The sequence below is a fragment of the Natronorubrum marinum genome, from assembly GCF_052040125.1.
Lineage (GTDB): Archaea > Halobacteriota > Halobacteria > Halobacteriales > Natrialbaceae > Natronorubrum.
Genome location: NZ_JBPPFV010000003.1, coordinates 594,262 through 612,515 on the forward strand (window position 1 = coordinate 594,262; position 18,254 = coordinate 612,515).

Sequence of the window (18,254 nt, forward strand, 5' to 3'; positions counted from 1 at the left end):
GGACGCGATACCGACTGTCCCGTTCGATCAAGTTTGTGATAGTACCGGTTTAGCGATTCGGAACGTGACAGCGGACCGGTTCTGTCGACACCACGGTCTCGACCAGAGTCCGCTTCGACGGGAAATACTCGCCAGATTCGCGCTGTTGCTTGTGTGGTATTCACTCACTTAAACTGGAAATTCCGGCGCGAAAACCGGGAAATTCGACGGATTCCGGCGGCGACGAAACACTACCCTTTTGACCCCGCTACCGGTAACAGGGTGTATATGGGCCGACGCAAGAAGATCGTCCAAGAGTGTGAACGGCTGATGGACGAACCGGAGAACATCCGGAACATCGCCATCGCCGCTCACGTCGACCACGGAAAAACGACCCTTTCTGACAACCTCCTCGCGGGTGCGGGCATGATCTCCGACGAGACTGCCGGCGAACAGCTCGCGATGGACACGGAGGAAGACGAGCAGGAACGCGGGATCACCATCGACGCGGCGAACGTTTCGATGACCCACGAGTACGAGGATACCAACCACCTCATCAATCTCATCGACACGCCGGGCCACGTCGACTTCGGTGGCGACGTCACCCGCGCGATGCGCGCCGTCGACGGTGCGCTCGTCGTCGTCGACGCCGTCGAAGGGGCCATGCCCCAGACCGAGACCGTCCTGCGACAGGCGCTCCGCGAGGGCGTCAAGCCGACCCTGTTCATCAACAAGGTCGACCGTCTCATCTCGGAGCTTCAGGAAGGACCCGAAGAGATGCAACAGCGTCTCCTCTCGGTCATCCACGACGTCAACGAACTCATCCGTGGCATGACCCAGGACATGGATGACATCGACGACTGGACTGTCTCCGTCGAAGAGGGGACCGTCGGCTTCGGGTCCGCCCTCTACAAGTGGGGCGTCTCGATGCCGTCGATGCAGCGCACCGGGATGGATTTCGGCGAAATCATGGAACTCGAGCGCAACGACAACCGCCAGGAGCTCCACGAGCGGACGCCGCTGTCGGACGTCGTGCTCGACATGGTCTGTGAGCACTTCCCGAACCCGGTCGACGCACAGCCGATGCGTATTCCGCGTATCTGGCGTGGCGACGCCGATTCGGAACTCGCAGACACGATGCGACTCGTCGACGAGGATGGCGAGGTCGTTTTCATGGTCACCGACATCGCAATGGACCCACACGCAGGCGAAGTTGCTTCCGGCCGTGTCTTCTCGGGCTCCCTCGAGAAGGGCCAGGAGCTGTACGTCTCCGGGACCGCGGGCAAGAACCGCGTCCAGTCCGTCGGTATCTACATGGGTGGCGAGCGCGAGGAAGTGGATCACGTTCCAGCCGGGAACATCGCCGCCGTCACCGGTCTCCGAGACGCTATCGCCGGTTCGACCGTCTCCTCTATCGAGATGACGCCGTTCGAGACGATCGAGCACATCTCGGAGCCGGTCATTACGAAGAGCGTCGAGGCCCAGACCATGGACGACCTGCCGAAACTCATCGAGACGCTGCGCCAGGTCTCCAAGGAGGACCCGACGATCCAGATTACGATCAACGAGGACACCGGCGAGCACCTGATCTCGGGACAGGGTGAGCTCCACCTCGAGGTCATCACCCAGCGTATCGAGAAGAACCAGGGTATTCCGGTCAACACCGGTGAACCGATCGTCGTCTACCGCGAGCAGCCCCAGCAGCCGAGCGCCGAAATCGAAGGCATCTCGCCGAACCGCCACAACCGCTTCTACGTCTCGATCGAGCCGATGACGGACGAGCTGGTCGACGTGATCAAGATGGGCGAGGCGTCGATGGACATGCCGGAGCAGGAACGCCGAGAGGCCCTGCAAGAGGCCGGCATGGACAAGGACGACTCCCAGGAAGTCGAGCACATCCACGGGACGAATATCCTCATCGACGACACGAAGGGGATTCAGCACCTGAACGAGACGATGGAACTCGTGATCGAGGGATTCGAGGACGCCCTCGACAACGGCCCGCTCGCGAACGAGCCGGTCCAGGGGACCCTCATCCGACTGCACGACGCCCGACTCCACGAGGACACCATCCACCGCGGTCCGGCACAGGTCATCCCGGCAACCCGAAACGCGCTCCACAAGGCGCTGATCGACGGGAAGATCAAGCTACTCGAGCCGATGCAGGACGCCCGGATCGACGTGCCGAACGACCACATGGGTGCCGCCTCCGGCGAGATCCAGGGTCGTCGTGGCCGCGTCGACGACATGTACCAGGAGGGTGACCTCATGGTCGTCGAGGGTATCGCCCCCGTCGGCGAGATGATCGGCTTCGCGAGCGACATCCGCTCCGCGACCGAGGGTCGTGCCTCCTGGAACACCGAGAACGCCGGCTTCGAGGTCATGTCCGACTCCCTCCAGCGCGAGAAGATTATGGAGATCCGCGAGCGCAAGGGCATGAAACTCGAACTGCCCCCGAGCATCGACTACATCTAAGACCGACGACTGCGGAGCGGCCACCAGATCAGCGCTCGGTTCCGGTCAGTCTCTGCGCGGACTATTCGGTCGACCGACGCCGCCACCGTTCGAAGTTCAGGCGGTGGTACCGTGACGAAAGATGGGGGGCATCGCCGCGAAGGCGAGTATCGCGCTCCTTCACGAAAACGGGACGCACCCGGAAACGAACAGGGTTCCGACGATTGTGTCGGTTGCATTCTAGCGCGTCTTCAGGCACAGGTGGATCGCAACGATACGGATACCTCGATATGATTTTCGTCCAGAGGTGTTCGGCGGATCGAACCGATTGTTGTCGGCCGAAGGGATACCGATAGTTGATTCCTGGATTCGAAATCGGTCGGTAACTGCATCTTCGCCCATAATCCGACTTTTTATGGTCGACAGAATTAATTTATCTAAACCTAAACTATGTTTATTCTTTTGACGAATATAGTAATGAGTAACCCCTCTGTGAAAAACACGATGAGCGCAGCGGGAACGCACGTGTTAGTGGAGACCCCTTCGATGTTTTATTGAATCCTGAAAGATTTAAAAAGTATTTAATAATTGGTTAGAATACGATCTTCCGGGTTATGTTAGAAAATAACACCCGTGATCTTGACAGGCGATCGGTGCTGCAAGCAGCCGGCGCGCTCGGCGCGCTGTTCGGCCTCAGCGGCGTCGCATCCGCGACTCCGGGTCGCAAACCGGGGCCAAAAAAGAACGAAATTGTCGTCGGTGTCGGCGCCTCAGTCTCGAGTCCGGAACAGGCGGTTAGGCCGCAGATTCCGAGTAACGCAAAGATCGTCCATACTAACGAAACGCTCGGCTATGCGGCCGTGGAGTTCCCCGAAAACGCGGCCGGAACGGCGAAAGAAAACTTCAAACAGAACGTTTTGCAGGGCAAGGGAATCGAGTACGCCGAAGACAACGTCACCTTCGAGACGCTCGAGATGCAGGCTCTCGAGAACGACACTGAGGACGATGGCGCGGGTACCGAAGACGTCGACGTAAGCGCCGTCAACGATCCCCTGTTCGACAGGCAATACGCGCCACAGCAGGTCAACTGTTCTGAAGCCTGGGAGACAACGCTCGGTGACCCGGACGTGACGATCTCGATCGTCGACCAGGGGGTGCAGTACGACCACCCCAACCTCGCGGAGAACATGGACGGTACCGTTTCGAACTACGGGTACGACTTCGTCTCGGGCGACGGCGATCCCTACCCCGCCAGCGTCGGCGAGAACCACGGTACCCACGTTGGCGGGATCGCGGCCGGTGGGACTGACAACGGTGAGGGCCACGCCGGCATCTCGAACTGTTCGATGCTGTCGGCTCGAGCACTGGGCGACGGCGGCGGCGGGTCTCTGACGGACATCGCCGACGCGATCCAGTGGTCTGCCGACCAGGGTGCCGACGTCGTCAACATGTCGCTGGGTGGTGGCGGGTACACGCAGCTGATGGCGGACGCATGTGCCTACGCCCAGAACGAGGGATCGCTACTCGTCGCAGCGGCCGGTAACGATTACGGCGGCAGCGTCTCGTACCCGGCCGCCTACGAAACGGTAATGGCTGTCTCCTCGCTCGACGAGGGTGAGACGTTGTCGGCGTTCTCGAACGTCGGGCCGGAAACGGAACTGGCCGCTCCCGGAGGCGACGTCCTTTCGACGGTCAACTGGGACGATTACGACTCCTTCTCCGGGACGTCGATGGCGTCGCCCGTCGTCGCGGGCGTTGCCGGACTTACACTTTCGGCGTGGCCGTCGCTCTCGAACGAGGAACTTCGAAGTCATCTCCACGAAACGGCCGTCGATATCGGCCTCTCGGACGATGAACAGGGATACGGCCGCGTGGATGCGGGCAACGCAGTGACGTCGGAGCCGGGAACAGAGCCGAACCCGGATCCGGACCCTGATCCTGACCCGGACGAGTGCGGCGACGAAGAAAACACCGCCAGCGCCGAGGGATCCCTCAGCGACGGCTGGTGGGGCAACCAGAGCGACAGCTACAGCTACGAACTCGCGACGGAGAACCCCTGTAGCGCTACCGTCACGCTAGACGGTCCCTCCACTGACGCGACGTTCGATCTCTATCTGACCCTCGACGGTCGCCAGCCGACGACTAGCGACTACGACGAGGCGTCGGCCGACTGGGGCGCTGACGAGGTGATTGAGGTCAATCTCGACGGCGACGAGGCGTTCGGGATCCTGGTTAATCGGTACAGCGGCAGCGGCTCCTACACGATCACGGTCGAGGAATTGGGTCAGTAATGCGGTAACCGATTCCGACGCGGACCCACAAACACATTTCTTCGGACGGTGATATCAGGACAACGGAAGAGCGGTCGTCACTCCCGTTCGCCTGCACCGAGCGCACTCTCGCCGACCTTCTCGTGGCCTTCAATGACCTCTTGTCCACCCATGTACGGCTGCAGCGCCTCGGGAATCTCTACTGTGCCGTCGTCGTTCTGGTAGTACTCGAGAATCGCCACCATCACGCGCGGAATCGCCAGTCCCGAGGCGTTCAGGGTGTGGAGGTACTCGGCCGACTCGTGGCGCTCGGGCCGGTAGCGCAGGCCGGCGCGTCGGGCCTGGAACTCCTCGAAGTTCGAGGCCGACGAGACCTCGAGCCAGCGGCCGCCGTCTTCGGGGCCGTCGTCCATATCGTCGCCGGGAGCCCAGACCTCGATGTCGTACGTTTTGGCGCTGGCAAAGGTCAGATCACCGGTGCAGAGCTCGAGGATGCGGTAGGGCAGTCCCAGCTGCCGGAGCACTTCCTCGGCCTCGCTGAGCAGGGCCTCGAGGCGGTCGTAGCTTGCCTCGGGTTCGACGAAGTTGACCAGTTCGACCTTGTTGAACTGGTGGACGCGGACGATGCCGCGGGTTTCGGTGCCGTGCTCGCCGGCTTCGCGACGGAAGTTCGGGGTATAGGCCTGGTGTTTGAGCGGGAGATCGTCCTTCAGGAGGATCTCATCGGCGTACATGTTGGTGACCGGCACCTCCGCGGTGGGACAGAGCCAGAGGTCGTCGTCCTCGTACTCCTCTTCGTTGCTCCCTCCGAGCCGGTAGGCGTCGTCGGCGAACTTGGGGAGTTGGCCGGTGCCGCGCATCGACTCGCTCGTGACGGGAACCGGCGGGAAGACGTCGACGTACTCCTGTTCACGGTGGAGATCCAGCATGAACTGGATCAGCGCGTGCTCGAGTCGCGCGCCGTCGCCTTTGAGGAAGTAAAAGCCCGAGCCGGTGGTCTTGGCACCGCGGGCCTCGTCGATGATGTCCAGGTCCTCGCCGAGTTCGTAGTGGGGGGTGATCTCGTCGGCGTCGACGCGGAGGTCGTCGAACCCCCAACGCCGGTCCTCGACGTTGTGGCGTTCGTCGACGCCTTTCGGGACGCTCTCGTGGGGGAGCTGTGGCACCTCGAGCAGGCGCTCTTCGAGTTCGTCCTGCAGTTCGGTGGCCTCGCTCTCTACCTCCTCGATATCGGTTTTGAGCTCCTTCGACTGGGCGATCGCCTCGTCCTTCTCCTCCTGTTTGCCGTCGGCGACCAGTTCGCCGATCTGCTGAGTGACCTGGTTGCGCTCGTGACGGAGTTCGTCGCCGCGAGCTTTCAGTTCCCGCCAGCGTTCGTCGATCTCGAGGAGTTCGTCGAGATCGACGTCGGCACCTCGAGCCTCGAGGCCATCGCGTACCGCCTCGGGGTTGTCGCGTAGATAGGTCCGGTCGAGCATTGCTCGTGCGTTCTTTGCGCCCGGCCAAAACCGTGTCGGAAGCCAGCGTCGAGCGACTGCGCTGGTCGGTGCGGTCGATCGATGGCTCGTCGGCCCGGTTCTCGCGGGAAACGCTTTTTTCGACGGGCGACCGAGTTCGACCTATGGACCCGCTCGAGGGCGAAGCGTCGTCGGTATCGGTGGAGTACGAACCGGTTAGCGTCAAGGACGTGCTCATCGAGATGAAAGACACCGCGGAGTTACTCATCGACCTCTCGTACTCGGCCGTCCTCCACCGCAACGCGGATCTCGCACAGGAGGTGCTTCGACTCGAAGAGCGGATGAACGTCCTCGAGCTTCGCGCGCGGATGAGCCTCATGATGGCCGTCCGCAAGCCGGCCGACGCAGAAGAGCTCGCGCCCGTGCTGGGGATCGTCGCGGCCGCCGACGCGATCAGCGACGCGGCGGGCGACATCGCGAAGATCGTCTTAGAGGAGATGGGACTACCAGAAGCCATGCGCGCCGCCCTGCCCGAGGCCGCCGAAGTGCTCGTTCGCGGCGTCGTCGATCCCGACTCGGAGTACGCCGACCGCACGCTCGAGGATATCAACCTCGAGTCCGAGACCGGCGTGCGCGTAATCGCGCTCCGACGCGGTCAGGACTGGCTGTTGAATCCCGGGCCGACGACGACCGTCTCGAGCGGCGACGTCGCGCTCCTCCGCGGTCCCGATACGGCGATCGGCAACGTCTGCGAGGTGTTGACCGGCGACATCTACGAGACGCCGACCGTCGATGATCCGGGCATTCCGGACCTCGAGCGCGCCGTGGACACGATTATCCACATGAAGAATCTCTCGGAGCTGGCGGTCGATCTGGCCTACAGCAGCGTGCTGTTCGACAGCGCGGAGCTGGCCGAGGAGGTCCGCAATCTGGAGGTCGAGGTCGACGCCATGCAGTCCCGGTTCGAGGCCTGGACGCTCCGGGCGGCCGCCGACGCGGAGGACCCGGTGGCGCTGCGGGGACTCATCCGACTGGGGACCAGCACGGAAGTTATCAGCGACGCGGCGATCGACATCAGCGAGGGCGTGCTCCGGGATATCGAGGTTCACCCCGTCGTCCAGCTTGCCGTCCAGGAGAGCGACGAAATCATCACGCGCGTCGAGATCGAACCCGGGAGCGAACTCGACGGGACCGCGGTGGCGGCGGGCGTTCCCGATGTCGAGTCGACGATGTCGGTGATCGCCATCCGTCGGCCCGATGAGGGGTGGCTGCTAGTGACCGATGCTGACGCCGAACTCCGCGGCGGCGACGTCTTGATCTCGAAGGGGACCCGAACAGCCGCGGAGGCGTTCGAAGAACTGGCTCGAGCGTGATCGAGTCGCGAGGGTGTCCGTCTCGATTCCGATTCTCTGTTTCTGTAGTCGACTGCTATCCGGCGTAGGCGAGCAGCATCGAGACGAGTTCGAGGTAGACGAGCGCGCCGAGGACGGCGACGACGATGGCGAGGGTGAGCGGCACGAGCGTCGGTGGCTGTTTCTGGAACTGGATCGTCCGGAGCAATCCCATCATCGGTCCGCTCGCCTCCGTCCTGGGGGCTCTCGGTGGGGGGACTGTCGTGGTCGGCTGCGTCGGGTCGGGTGGGTGACCATACAGATGAGGCCCACATCGTCACACTTGAAACTCAGTCAGACGTCCGACGGACGGGCAGCAGACGGCGATTTCACGAGTTCGCGGACACCGTCCGAAGCGGTTCTCTACGCCCCGTTAGCCCGCGGCTCGCTCGTTGCGCGTCACCGGTGTTCTCATCACTCGTCAGCAGTACACTCGTCGCTCGTCAGCAGTACACTCGTCGACTACCGGTGGGCCGCTCGCATCGATCGCCGTTACTCGTCTCGAAGCGCGCTCGCGACCGATTCGAGTTCCGCCTTTCGGAGCGGACGCTCGGCGCGCTCCGGATCGTCGTCCTCGAGGACGCCGATTTTCCAGAGAATCCCCGCACGCATCTGGGGTTTCGAGGGGAGGCCGTTCGTCCCGAGATCGTAGTCGACGGACTCGCAGATCGCCGCGAGCGCTTCTTTCGTAAAGGCGGTCGACTCCACGCGCTCGTACCGACCCACGGCCTGTCGGATTTCGTTTCGGAGATCGTCGACGGTTGGTGACACGCGTACAGCAACGAACGGATTCCCCGTGTAGATTCCGGTCACGTACCGACCGCGCCGAGTCAGAAACCGAGTACGACCGCCGAAACACCGATGAAGATGACCATCCCGAAGACGTCGACGACGTTGGTGACGATCGGAATCGTCGTGTCGTCGGGGTCGATCCCCAATCGGTAGGAGCCGTAGGTCGCCGCGAAGCTGAAGACGATCGCGATGACGGCGACCGACATCCCGCTGACGAGCGAGATGAGGAGGAGCGGACCGAAGCCGACGACCCTGCCGAAAACGATCGCGTCGATCGCGGCTGCACCGATCGCCAGCGCCGTAAAGATCGTCGCCGCGAGTGCGAGAATCGCCGCCACGTTCGCCCAGAGTTCTCGATCGCGCGGGTCGAGTTCGGTCGTCCCCAGGTGAAAGCGCGTCGACAGCCGCGAACTCAAGATCGCGCCGAGGTTGCCGCCCATGTCGACCATCGTCGGCACCATCACGGCGAGGACGGCGAACTCTTCTAACATCTCCTCGGCTCCCTCGAGCGTGACTCCGGCCCAGAGGACGATGATCGAGAGCGCAACGAGCAGCGGGAACATGTTGGCGACGATGCGTTTCCACTCCCAGGTCCCGAGCGAGCCGCCGGCGGGGGCGACCATCAGACGAGCACCTCCACGAGACCGATCGCGAACAGCATGAACAGCATTCCGAAGATGTCACCGAGGGTCGTCACGATCGGGCCGACGAGGTTGTCCGGATCGTAACCGTACTCGTAGCCCAGAAAGATCAGCGCGAGCAGGCCGAAGATGAGGACGACCGAGGTCAAAACGCCGGCGATCAGCATAATGCCGACGAGTTCGTACAGGGCGGCGACCTCCCAGCCGAGCACCAGCAACGCGGCCCAGGTAACCACGCCGATGATGACCGAGATGCCGATCCCGTTGACGAACGAGGCGACGACGGCGTTGACCAGCCGATCGTTCCGCTCGAATCGGGGTTCGAGAAGCCCCTGGTGGAGCCCGCTCGAGATACGCCCACCCAGCGCGCCGTAGACGTTTCCTCGCGTCGCCAGAAACACGGGCACCATCACGAGCAGGCCGGGAAACCGCTCGACGCTCTCGAGGATTCCCTCGAGAACAAGCCCGGCGAAGAGTCCGCCACCCAGTGCGATCAACAGGATGGGGAGCGCCTCCCGGTAGATGGACCAGAAGTCACCGCGAACGCTCATATCAGCAAATCACTGAGTCCGATGTTAAACGTACCGGGACTGAAGCGACAGCAGTGGGAACGACGAGCGTCTCTGCGGGTCGACGGTTCGGTACGATCGACGGGATCGATCGCTCCCGTTCCCAGACGGTCCGGAACCGATCCGATCGCTGCCCTCCGGACGCCGGCATTCGATCGAGTTTCTGTTTCTGACTTCACCGTCGCCTGACGGCGATGTCGAACGACGAGTTCGCGTTTCGCACAGGTATACTAGCCACTGCAAGTCAGTGGACACCTGATCGCCGGACGGGTCGGCGATCAGTGTGTAAACCGTTGCAGTGACTACGATACGTCTCGAGACAGCGGTGACCGGGCTGGGGAGGTCTTGTCAACAGACGGTGCTCTCCGGGTCGAATCAGCACTCGATCCGTGACTGGTATTTCTTTTTGCGTACGCTCCGGCTACAATCGTATCGACTGCCAGATTCTCGTCCCCGTCGACGGCACGAGACTCGCGCGACCGGTCCTCGAGTACGCACTCGAGAAATTGTTGGACGCCCGACTGACGCTGCTGTACGTCGTCGGACGATTAAAACGGACCGAGGGAAACGAGCCCCCACGCGAGCCCGATCGCCAGAAGCGAGAGCGCGAGGTTTCCCCCGGCGTTGACGACGGCGAGCAGTCGGTCGCCGCGCTCGTACAGTCGGACGGTCTCGACGGAGAACGATGAGAACGTCGTGAACGCGCCGCAGATTCCGGTTCCGACGAACTGGAGCGTCGACTCGCCCGCGCCGGCGAACATCGCGAGTCCGAAGACGAAACTGCCGAGCACGTTCACCGCGAGCGTCGGCCAGGGGAACCGATCGCTCGAGAACTGCAGGTAGACCCAGTGGCGCAACACGGCTCCAATCGCGCCGCCAGTGCCGACGATGTGTGCGGGTTCGGGGTCGAAGGTAACGAACCCGGGAAACGTGTTTTCGATCACGCCGTCTCACCTCCCGCAGCGGGAGTGGGGTCGTCGTCGCGAAGCCGGCGTGCGAGCTCTCGACTCGCGAGGACGGCGGTAAAGCCGAGTCCGTAGTTCGCAGCGACGATGGCGACGAATAGGAGCGGGTCGGCCGCAAGCGCGGACTGGATCGCGAACGTGCTGTAGGTCGTCAGCGACGAGAGGAAGCCGGTCGTGAAGACGGTTCGGGAGCTTCCGGCGACGAGCCCCGCGTACTCGGCTTCGTAGACCAGAAACCCGAGCGCGAAACAGCCGAGGACGTTGACCAGCAATACGGCCTGGACGTCCGAAAACAGGCCGAGGACGAAGTACCGAAGGTTCGCGCCGGCGAAGCCGCCGATACCGATCAGTGCGAGCGTCTCGAGTCGAACGATGGGGTGGGCTGTCATGGCTGATGAGGTACCAGGGACCGTCAGCCGCCCTCGCGTCCGATGCGACCGTCGGCGAACCGACCTCGGTCACGTCGGCTGCGAGCGTTCGGCAGTTGGGTCGGGCGGGCCCCATCGCCCGGATACGCCGGTGTTCTCACAGGATGGGATTGAGGATTGCGGATTCGTCACTCTGACCGACGGTCGTCGCGTCGACCGAAACCAGAAGGAAAGACCCAAGTTTAGACTCCCTCTAATCCCTGCCATGACCGACGCCGAGGCGGATCGACGCGGGTTCATGCGAGCCTCGTGGGCGAACGTTCTCGGCAACGCCGTGAAAATCGTCGTCGAGGGGGCAGTGGGGCTTGCGTTCGGCAGCGTTGCGCTGGTCGCCGACGCGGCCCACTCGGTCGCGGATCTGGTCGCGAGCGTCGTCGTGTTGATCTGGGGCCGGAGTTCCTACGATGAACCCGACGACACGCATCCGCACGGACACGACCGGATCGAGCCGCTGACGGCGCTGTTCGTCGGCGCGATCATCGCCGTCCTCGGCCTGCTGTTGCTCTCGGAGTCCATCCAGGGGCTCCTCGAGCAGGAGCCGCCGGACGCGAGCCTGCTGTTGCTCGCCGCGTTGGCGTTTGCGATCGTCGACATGTATCTCGTCTACTGGTACACGACGCGGGTCAACGAGGACCTCGACTCGACCGCGCTGAAGGCGCTTGCGACGGACTGTCTGAACGATATCTACACCTCCTTTGCGGCCGTCGTCGGCGTTCTCGGAGTCTTCCTCGGATTCCCGCTGCTCGATCCCATCGCCGGCGGTCTCGTCAGTCTGCTGGTCGTCTACCAGGGCGTCGAGATCGGCCGCGAGAACGTCGACTACCTCATCGGGGCCGCACCGGACCCCGAAAAGCGCGTAGCGATCACCGAGCGCCTGCGCAATCACCCAGAGGTTCGGGGCGTCCACGATCTGACCGTCTTTTACGACGGAACCGTCCTCGAGGTGGAAGTTCACGTCGAGGTCGACGGCAACATGCCGTTCCGACAGGCTCACGACATCGAGTCGGAACTGGTGGACCGGCTCCGGGAACTCGAGGACGTCGGTGACGCGCACGTCCACCTCGATCCGTCGGGGATCGGCGAGTGGAAAGACTGCCTCGAAGAGCGATAAGCTGCCGTCGGTGATTGATCGACGGTCTCCTCGGTAGTCACCGCTCGTGACCGCTCCGTTCGGAGACGAGCGATCACCGGCCCGCGGCCGGCGTCTCGAGACGTTAGTTCAAGGAAATCCCGTCCCCGCCTCCCCGTCGTCCGACTCTGAACCCGTGTTCGGGATCGATTCGGTCTCCGCGCGTTCCGCAGTCGCCGTCTCCGACACGTCCCCGTCCGTAACCGGAGCGCGTGCCGGTTCTCCATCCGTGTCGTCCGGACCGTGCGCTCGAGGCAGCGTGACGGTGAAGACGCTCCCATCGGGTCCGGTCGCCGTCAGTTCGACGGCTCCGCCGTATCGGCCCACCAGGATCCGGACGAGGTACAGCCCCAACCCGTGGTTCTCCGACTTTCGCTCGAACAGCGTCTCGCGCGTTTCGGGCGGAATTCCCGGCCCGTCGTCCGCGATTTCGACGGCCACCGTCTCGGGTCGGGTCGCGACGGTGACCGCGACCCGCGGTTGCTCGCCGTCGTTGTGTTCGACGGCGTTCTCGAGTAGGTTCTCGAAAACCCATCTGAGGCCCTCGTTTCCCGCGACGAACACGTCGTCGGGGACATCGGCGTCGATCTCGAGTGCATCGAACCGGTCGTCGAGGCTCCTCAGTTCGGCCTCCAGCAACGCACCGATGTCGACGGTCCCGGACACGTCCGGCTCCCGATTCGCGTTCAACATCGCCCGGACGTCGTCGATCACGTCGGTGAGCGCGTCGCTCTCGCGATCGATCGTCTCGAGGTGGGGTCGCGAGCGGTCGTCGGCGTCCTCGAGCAGCAACGAGGCGTGGCCGCCGATGATCTGGGTACTGTTCAGCACCTCGTGTCGCAGGAGATCGTTCAGGTAGGTGAGCACCTTCCGTTCGTCCGCGAGTCGCTCCGCGCGGACGGCGGCCGCCGTCGCCTCGACTTCGCGCTGGATCGCTCGGGCTTCGACGTAGCCGACGGCGAATCCGCCGACGGCGCCCACGTTCAGCGAGAACTGCGCCCAGGAGATGTTGCCGGTAGTGGACGGCCAGGGGAAAAAGACCATGATGAGGACGTTGATCGCCAGAAAGCCGATCCCACCGCCGAAACACCACTGCGCGATGCGCCCGTACCGGTCGAGGCCGACCGTGCTTCGCTCGAGTCGATAGCCGCCCCAGACCAGTCCGAGCGCGGGGACGGCGACCGTTAGGAAGCCCAGTGCGATAGCCGTCGCGTCGAGTTCCGACGCGAACCAGCGACTCCAGCCGAGAAAGAAGGCGAACGAAAGACTACCGAAGCCGCCGATGAGCCACGGCACTGTCGGGTTGGTTGGTTGCCGAACGGCGCCGCCGCTCATGGCAGTCTCGTCGATGCCGGCGCGGTGTGCTCCCCCATACAGGGTAGCAACGGCTTCCCGTGGTAATGGGTGTAACGGCCACGACCGACGCGAGACCCCACAGTCGTTCATTCGGCCGCGACGCCAGCTTTTATCCTGCACGGCGACAGGCTACCGGTATGGAACCGGATATCGGCGACGTTCGCGAGGTGACGGTCGGCGACTGTACGGACTGTTACTATCTCGACACCGGCATGTACGACGTACCGGAGTACGGGGCCGCCTACATTCTCGACGACGAGCGACCCGCCGTCGTCGAAACGGGACTCGGCACCAACCACGAACTGATCCTCGAGGCCCTCGACGAACTCGGGATCGAGCGATCGGCCCTCGAAGTGATCGCGGTGACCCACATCCACCTCGATCACGCCGGCGGGGCGGGCTTTCTCGCCGAGGCGTGCCCCAATGCGGACGTTTACGTCCCGGCCGCCGGGGCGGGGCTGCTCATCGACCCCGAGCGACTCGTCGCCGGCACGAAAGCCGCCGTTGGCGAGCAGTGGGAGTACTACGTCGAGCCGCGACCGCTCGACGAGGAGCGCGTCGTCGAGATCGAAGACGGCGACGTCGTCGACCTCGGCGACCACGAACTGCGCGTCCACGAGGCACCGGGCCACGCGTTCCACCAGGTCGTCTTCGAGGACCCGGCGAACGACGCCGTCTTCACCGGCGACGCGGCGGGAATCTGGGTGCCCAGCACCGAGGAGATTCGGGAGACGTCGCCGCCGTCGGACTTCCACCTCGAGCAGTGTCTCGAGGACTGCGAAACGCTGAAATCGATCGATCCGGACGTGCTCTGCTATACGCACTACGGCCCGCGGGAGGTCGGCGACGACGTCGACCGGGCGCTCGAGGAGTACGCGACCGTCCTCGGCGAGTGGGTCGATGCCGTCGAGACGAAGCGGGCGGAACTCGGGGACGACGACGCCGTAATCGAACACTTCGCGACCTCGAGCGAGATGGTCGACGTCTGGGGCGAGGAGAAGGCCACCGCCGAGGCGGCGATGAACACGCGGGGCGTTCTGGGTCACCTCGACGGGCGCGACTGATAGTCGGCACGAGTGCGTCGAACAGTGAGTGAACCGCGTCTCCGCCGGTCATCGGGTGCGGTTCTGCCGGTCATCGGGTGCGACCCGACCGCACCGCTACCGATCGAACTGTACGAACGTTCGCTTCGTTCCGCGTATCCGATCGATCTCCGTGCTCGATGCCGATTCTCGACCTAATTGTGTCGGTTGTTACCATAAACCTCTGAACAGTGGGAAAACGGGTCGGATATTTTCGGTACAGCGGTCGATATCGGGCGGGACAGATCCGCTGAGTCGTTCTCCGGAACGTGAATAAACGCGACCACAGATGAATTCCGTTTCATCACGTTTTATCGCACGGGAGGTACTGTCACACGTATATGAACTGGCGGGATGCCGAACGAGAGTACGAGGACGAGGTAATCGGGGAGACGACGCTCGCACGAATGTTCGAGGAGTCCGCCGAACGGAACGCGAACCGTCCGGCACAGAAGTACAAGGGTGGGATCTACGACCGATCGCTGACCGACTCGGTGCTCCCGGCCGCGACGCCTGGCGAGTTCCGGACCATCTCTTACACCGAGATGCGCGACATCGTCCGCAAGCTCTCGGCGGGCTTTCACGATCTCGGCGTCGAACAGGGGGATCGCGTGGGAATCTTCGCCGACACTCGGATGGAGTGGGCCCAGTCGGACTTCGCCCTGCTCGGCGCCGGGGCCGCCGTCACGACGGTCTACACGAGTTCCTCGCCGAATCAGGTCGAGTACCTGCTCGACGACCCAGACGCCTCCGCCGTCGTCGTCGAGAACGAGGAGCTACTCGAGAACGTCCTCGAGGTCGAGGACGAACTCGACCTCGAGTTCATCGTCTCGATGGACGAGCTTTCGGGGTACGACGACCGCGACGACATCTACACCTTGGACGAGGTCTACGACCGCGGCGAGGAGACGTTCGACCTCGAGGCCTACCAGACGCGCGTCGACGCGCCCGACCTGGACGATCTGGCGAGCCTGATCTACACGAGCGGGACGACGGGCCAGCCGAAGGGCGTCCAGTTGACCCACTGGAACTTCCGATCGAACGTGAACGCGGTGCGCAAGCGGTTCGCGCCGCGGCCGGACAAACCCGACGGCGTGCCGGCGCTCGACGAGGAGTCCCAGGCGGTCTCCTACCTGCCGCTGGCGCACGTCTTCGAGCGGACGGCGGGCCACTTCGTCCTCTTCGCGACGGGCGCCTGTGTCGCCTACGCGGAGAGTTCGGAGACGCTCCAGGAGGACTTCAGCCTCGTCCAGCCGACGACGGCGACGAGCGTCCCGCGGGTGTACGAGAAGATCTACGACGCGATCCGCGAGCAGGCCAGCGAGTCGTCGGTCAAAGAGCGGATCTTCGAGTGGGCGACGGACGTCGGCGTCGAGTACCAGCGAGCCGACTCGCCGGGTCGGATTCTGAACGCCAAACGATCGCTCGCGGACAAACTCGTCTTCTCGACGGTCCGGGAGGCGCTCGGTGGCGAAATCGAACTGTTGATCAGCGGCGGCGGCAGCCTCTCCCCGGAGCTCTGCCAGCTTTACCACGCGATGGGGCTGCCCATCTACGAGGGGTACGGCCTGACCGAGACCTCGCCGGTCGTCACGACGAACCCGCCGGAGGCGGTGAAGATCGGGACGATCGGCCCGGCGCTTCCGGGGATCGACCTGCGGGTCGACGAGACCGTCGTCGATCAGGAGACGTTCGACGACCCCGGCGAGGTCGGCGAACTCCTCGTCAAGGGACCGAACGTCACCCAGGGCTACTGGAACAAGCCCGGCGCGACCGAGAGTGCCTTCACCGAGGACGAGGACGGCGACCGGTGGTTCCGCACCGGCGACATCGTCCACATGCGTCCCGACGACTACATCGAGTTCCGCGACCGCGCGAAACAGATCATCGTCCTCTCGACGGGGAAAAACGTCGCGCCCGGACCGCTCGAGGACGGCTTCGCGGCGAGCGAGATCATCGAACAGGCGATGGTCGTCGGCGACGGCGAGAAGTTCATCGGCGCGTTGCTGGTGCCGAACACGGAGCACGTTCGCGAGTGGGCCGCCGAGGAGGGGATCGACCTGCCCGACGACCCCGAAGCGATGTGTGACGACGAGCGCGTTCGGGAGTACGTCCAACAGGAGGTCGATCGGGTCAACGCGGACTTCGAGAAGCACGAGACGATCAAGCAGTTCGAACTCGTGCCCCGGGAGTTCACTGAGGAGAACAAGATGCTAACGCCGTCGATGAAGAAGAAGCGGCGCGTCATCTTGGACGAGTTCGAGGACCGCGTCGACCGGATCTACGCGGACGACTGATACGGCTCGCTGTAACGATGTATCAGTGCAACCGCGAGCCGTTTTCGGTTGCACCGTCACTGACTGACAGTAGTCCGTATGAGCGGGCTGGGAAACCGATTCGGTTTTCGCTCCGTTCACCCACCGATTCGACCGCGACGTCTGAAATCCGGCTGCGACTTGATCGAACCGTCAAGACGTCTCGCCGCTAACTCCCGATCTCTGGCAGCGAACGACCGCCGCTCCTTCCCCAGCGTTCATCCGTCATAGCGGGGGTTTCGGCTGACCGGTGGCTGCTCTCCGAACCGTTCTCTCGGAATTCGATACGGCTCTCCCGATCGGTTGGTATTTCGTCGCCAAGTCGGAACACTCCGGTATGAAATTCCAACGGCTGAGTCGTTCTCGACGATTTCGACCCGCTGATTCGGCACAGCAAATCGTCGGTGGCTTCCTGCTCGCCGGCCCGTTCGTCGTGACGGAGGAAGTCTGGCTCTTGGCGGCGAACATGAGCCTCCTCCAGGCGCTGGCGACGGTGAGCATCGTGTTCGGCATCGGGTACGCGACGTTGTACAAGGCGGATACGAACCGGGATGCGACGGAGGAGCAGCACATTGGTGGTATCCCGATCAGATTCATTTCGTTGATGTGCGTTTCGTTCGGATCGGTGACGGTTCTTGCACTCTTGTTCGATGCTCCCGATACGTTCCTCGAATTTACCGAGACGACCGGCGAAGTCGCGCTGATCACCTTCAAAGCCGTGAGCGTTGGTTCCGTGTTCAGCGTCGTCGGGGCGGCGACGGCCGACAGCGTCTTCTCACGGTAGAACGGGTGTCTCGTTCCGTGTTAGAGCACGATCCAGACCACGGTGAAGAGGATCAGAACGCCCGTGATGTCACAGACGTTCGTGACGACGGGGATCGTCGTGTCGTCGGGATCGTAGCCGAGTTTGTAGGAGCCGTAGACGGAGAGGGTACTGACGAAGACGACCCAGCCCGCGAGCACCATTCCGCTGACGACCGTGATGAACAGGAGCGTGCCGAGACCGAGCGTCCCGCCGAGCGCGCGACCGATGCCCCACGAGGCGATGCCGAGCAGGACGAAGACGGTCGCCGCCAGCCCGAAGACGGCCCCGATGTTCGCCCGGATGTCGGGGTTGGCCGGCGAGAACTCGAGGGTCCCCAGGTGCAACTGCGTCGAGAGCCGCGAGCACATGATCGAGCCGAGATTCCCCGCGGTGCCGATCATCACGGGCACTAACACGAGCAGGGAGGGGTTCTCGAGCAGTTGCTCTTCGAACGTCTCGAGGACGGTCCCCGAGATCATCTGCAGGATCGAGAGCGCGATCAGGAGTGGGACGAGCGTCGAGACGATGTTGCCGACGGTCCAGTCGGCCAGCAGGTCGTCCTCCAAGTCCTCGCCCTGCAGGAGGTCGCTGCCGACGCTCAACGGATCCTTGTCGCTGGAA

16 protein-coding genes are annotated in these 18,254 nt (G+C 63.5%); 7 read left to right on the forward strand and 9 right to left on the reverse strand.

Annotated elements, in window-relative coordinates; genetic code table 11:
- Positions 1-267: 267 nt before the first annotated feature.
- On the forward strand, positions 268-2,454 hold the full coding sequence (locus ACSFC5_RS19220; RefSeq protein ID WP_440766833.1) for an elongation factor EF-2: 2,187 nt from the start codon (positions 268-270) through the stop codon (positions 2,452-2,454).
- 593 nt (positions 2,455-3,047) lie between these two features.
- A complete protein-coding gene (locus tag ACSFC5_RS19225; protein WP_440766834.1) occupies positions 3,048-4,724 on the forward strand; it encodes a S8 family serine peptidase in 1,677 nt (558 codons plus the stop codon).
- Positions 4,725-4,801: 77 nt separating this feature from the next.
- Here the strand turns inward: ACSFC5_RS19225 and serS are convergent, their stop codons facing one another.
- Positions 4,802-6,181 (reverse strand): serine--tRNA ligase, encoded by a 1,380-nt coding sequence (gene serS, locus ACSFC5_RS19230; protein WP_440766835.1) that lies wholly within the window; start codon positions 6,179-6,181, stop codon positions 4,802-4,804.
- A 143-nt stretch (positions 6,182-6,324) separates the two neighbouring features.
- Here serS and ACSFC5_RS19235 point away from each other — a divergent pair, with 143 nt between their 5' ends.
- On the forward strand, positions 6,325-7,533 hold the full coding sequence (locus ACSFC5_RS19235) for a potassium channel family protein (protein WP_440766836.1): 1,209 nt from the start codon (positions 6,325-6,327) through the stop codon (positions 7,531-7,533).
- A gap of 55 nt (positions 7,534-7,588) precedes the next feature.
- Here ACSFC5_RS19235 and ACSFC5_RS19240 read toward each other — a convergent pair whose 3' ends face one another.
- The 6 genes from ACSFC5_RS19240 to ACSFC5_RS19265 all read right to left on the reverse strand — a co-directional run bounded on the left by ACSFC5_RS19240 (position 7,589) and on the right by ACSFC5_RS19265 (position 10,907).
- Positions 7,589-7,726, reverse strand: coding sequence for a hypothetical protein (locus tag ACSFC5_RS19240; protein ID WP_440766998.1), 138 nt, complete (start codon positions 7,724-7,726; stop codon positions 7,589-7,591).
- Positions 7,727-8,043: 317 nt separating this feature from the next.
- Positions 8,044-8,322 carry a hypothetical protein gene (locus ACSFC5_RS19245; RefSeq protein ID WP_440766837.1) on the reverse strand — a complete coding sequence of 93 codons (279 nt, stop codon included), beginning with the start codon at positions 8,320-8,322 and terminating at the stop codon, positions 8,044-8,046.
- A gap of 59 nt (positions 8,323-8,381) precedes the next feature.
- Complete coding sequence (locus tag ACSFC5_RS19250; protein ID WP_440766838.1) at positions 8,382-8,966, reverse strand: magnesium transporter; 585 nt, start codon at positions 8,964-8,966, stop codon at positions 8,382-8,384.
- A complete protein-coding gene (locus tag ACSFC5_RS19255; protein WP_440766839.1) occupies positions 8,966-9,535 on the reverse strand; it encodes a magnesium transporter in 570 nt (189 codons plus the stop codon). Before ACSFC5_RS19255 ends, ACSFC5_RS19250 begins: the two co-directional genes overlap by 1 nt.
- A gap of 566 nt (positions 9,536-10,101) precedes the next feature.
- Positions 10,102-10,497: a fluoride efflux transporter FluC gene (locus ACSFC5_RS19260; RefSeq protein ID WP_440766840.1), complete on the reverse strand. Its 396-nt coding sequence runs from the start codon at positions 10,495-10,497 to the stop codon at positions 10,102-10,104.
- Complete coding sequence (locus tag ACSFC5_RS19265) at positions 10,494-10,907, reverse strand: fluoride efflux transporter FluC (RefSeq protein ID WP_440766841.1); 414 nt, start codon at positions 10,905-10,907, stop codon at positions 10,494-10,496. Before ACSFC5_RS19265 ends, ACSFC5_RS19260 begins: the two co-directional genes overlap by 4 nt.
- A 244-nt stretch (positions 10,908-11,151) precedes the next feature.
- Between ACSFC5_RS19265 and ACSFC5_RS19270 the strand changes: the two genes are divergently transcribed.
- Positions 11,152-12,057 (forward strand): cation diffusion facilitator family transporter, encoded by a 906-nt coding sequence (locus ACSFC5_RS19270; RefSeq protein ID WP_440766842.1) that lies wholly within the window; start codon positions 11,152-11,154, stop codon positions 12,055-12,057.
- Between the two features lie 108 nt (positions 12,058-12,165).
- Here ACSFC5_RS19270 and ACSFC5_RS19275 read toward each other — a convergent pair whose 3' ends face one another.
- Positions 12,166-13,410, reverse strand: coding sequence for an ATP-binding protein (locus tag ACSFC5_RS19275; protein WP_440766843.1), 1,245 nt, complete (start codon positions 13,408-13,410; stop codon positions 12,166-12,168).
- A gap of 158 nt (positions 13,411-13,568) precedes the next feature.
- On the opposite strand from ACSFC5_RS19275, the gene ACSFC5_RS19280 reads away from it, so the two are divergent.
- The 3 genes from ACSFC5_RS19280 to ACSFC5_RS19290 all read left to right on the forward strand — a co-directional run bounded on the left by ACSFC5_RS19280 (position 13,569) and on the right by ACSFC5_RS19290 (position 17,612).
- The gene (locus tag ACSFC5_RS19280) at positions 13,569-14,495 is read left to right on the forward strand and encodes an MBL fold metallo-hydrolase (protein ID WP_440766844.1); all 927 of its coding nucleotides are present in this window, start codon (positions 13,569-13,571) and stop codon (positions 14,493-14,495) included.
- 359 nt (positions 14,496-14,854) lie between these two features.
- Positions 14,855-16,810 carry an AMP-dependent synthetase/ligase gene (locus ACSFC5_RS19285; protein ID WP_440766845.1) on the forward strand — a complete coding sequence of 652 codons (1,956 nt, stop codon included), beginning with the start codon at positions 14,855-14,857 and terminating at the stop codon, positions 16,808-16,810.
- A 355-nt stretch (positions 16,811-17,165) separates the two neighbouring features.
- Positions 17,166-17,612 carry a DUF2391 family protein gene (locus ACSFC5_RS19290; protein ID WP_440766846.1) on the forward strand — a complete coding sequence of 149 codons (447 nt, stop codon included), beginning with the start codon at positions 17,166-17,168 and terminating at the stop codon, positions 17,610-17,612.
- A 20-nt stretch (positions 17,613-17,632) separates the two neighbouring features.
- Here the strand turns inward: ACSFC5_RS19290 and ACSFC5_RS19295 are convergent, their stop codons facing one another.
- The gene (locus ACSFC5_RS19295; protein ID WP_440766991.1) at positions 17,633-18,235 is read right to left on the reverse strand and encodes a magnesium transporter; all 603 of its coding nucleotides are present in this window, start codon (positions 18,233-18,235) and stop codon (positions 17,633-17,635) included.
- Between the last annotated feature and the right edge of the window lie 19 nt (positions 18,236-18,254).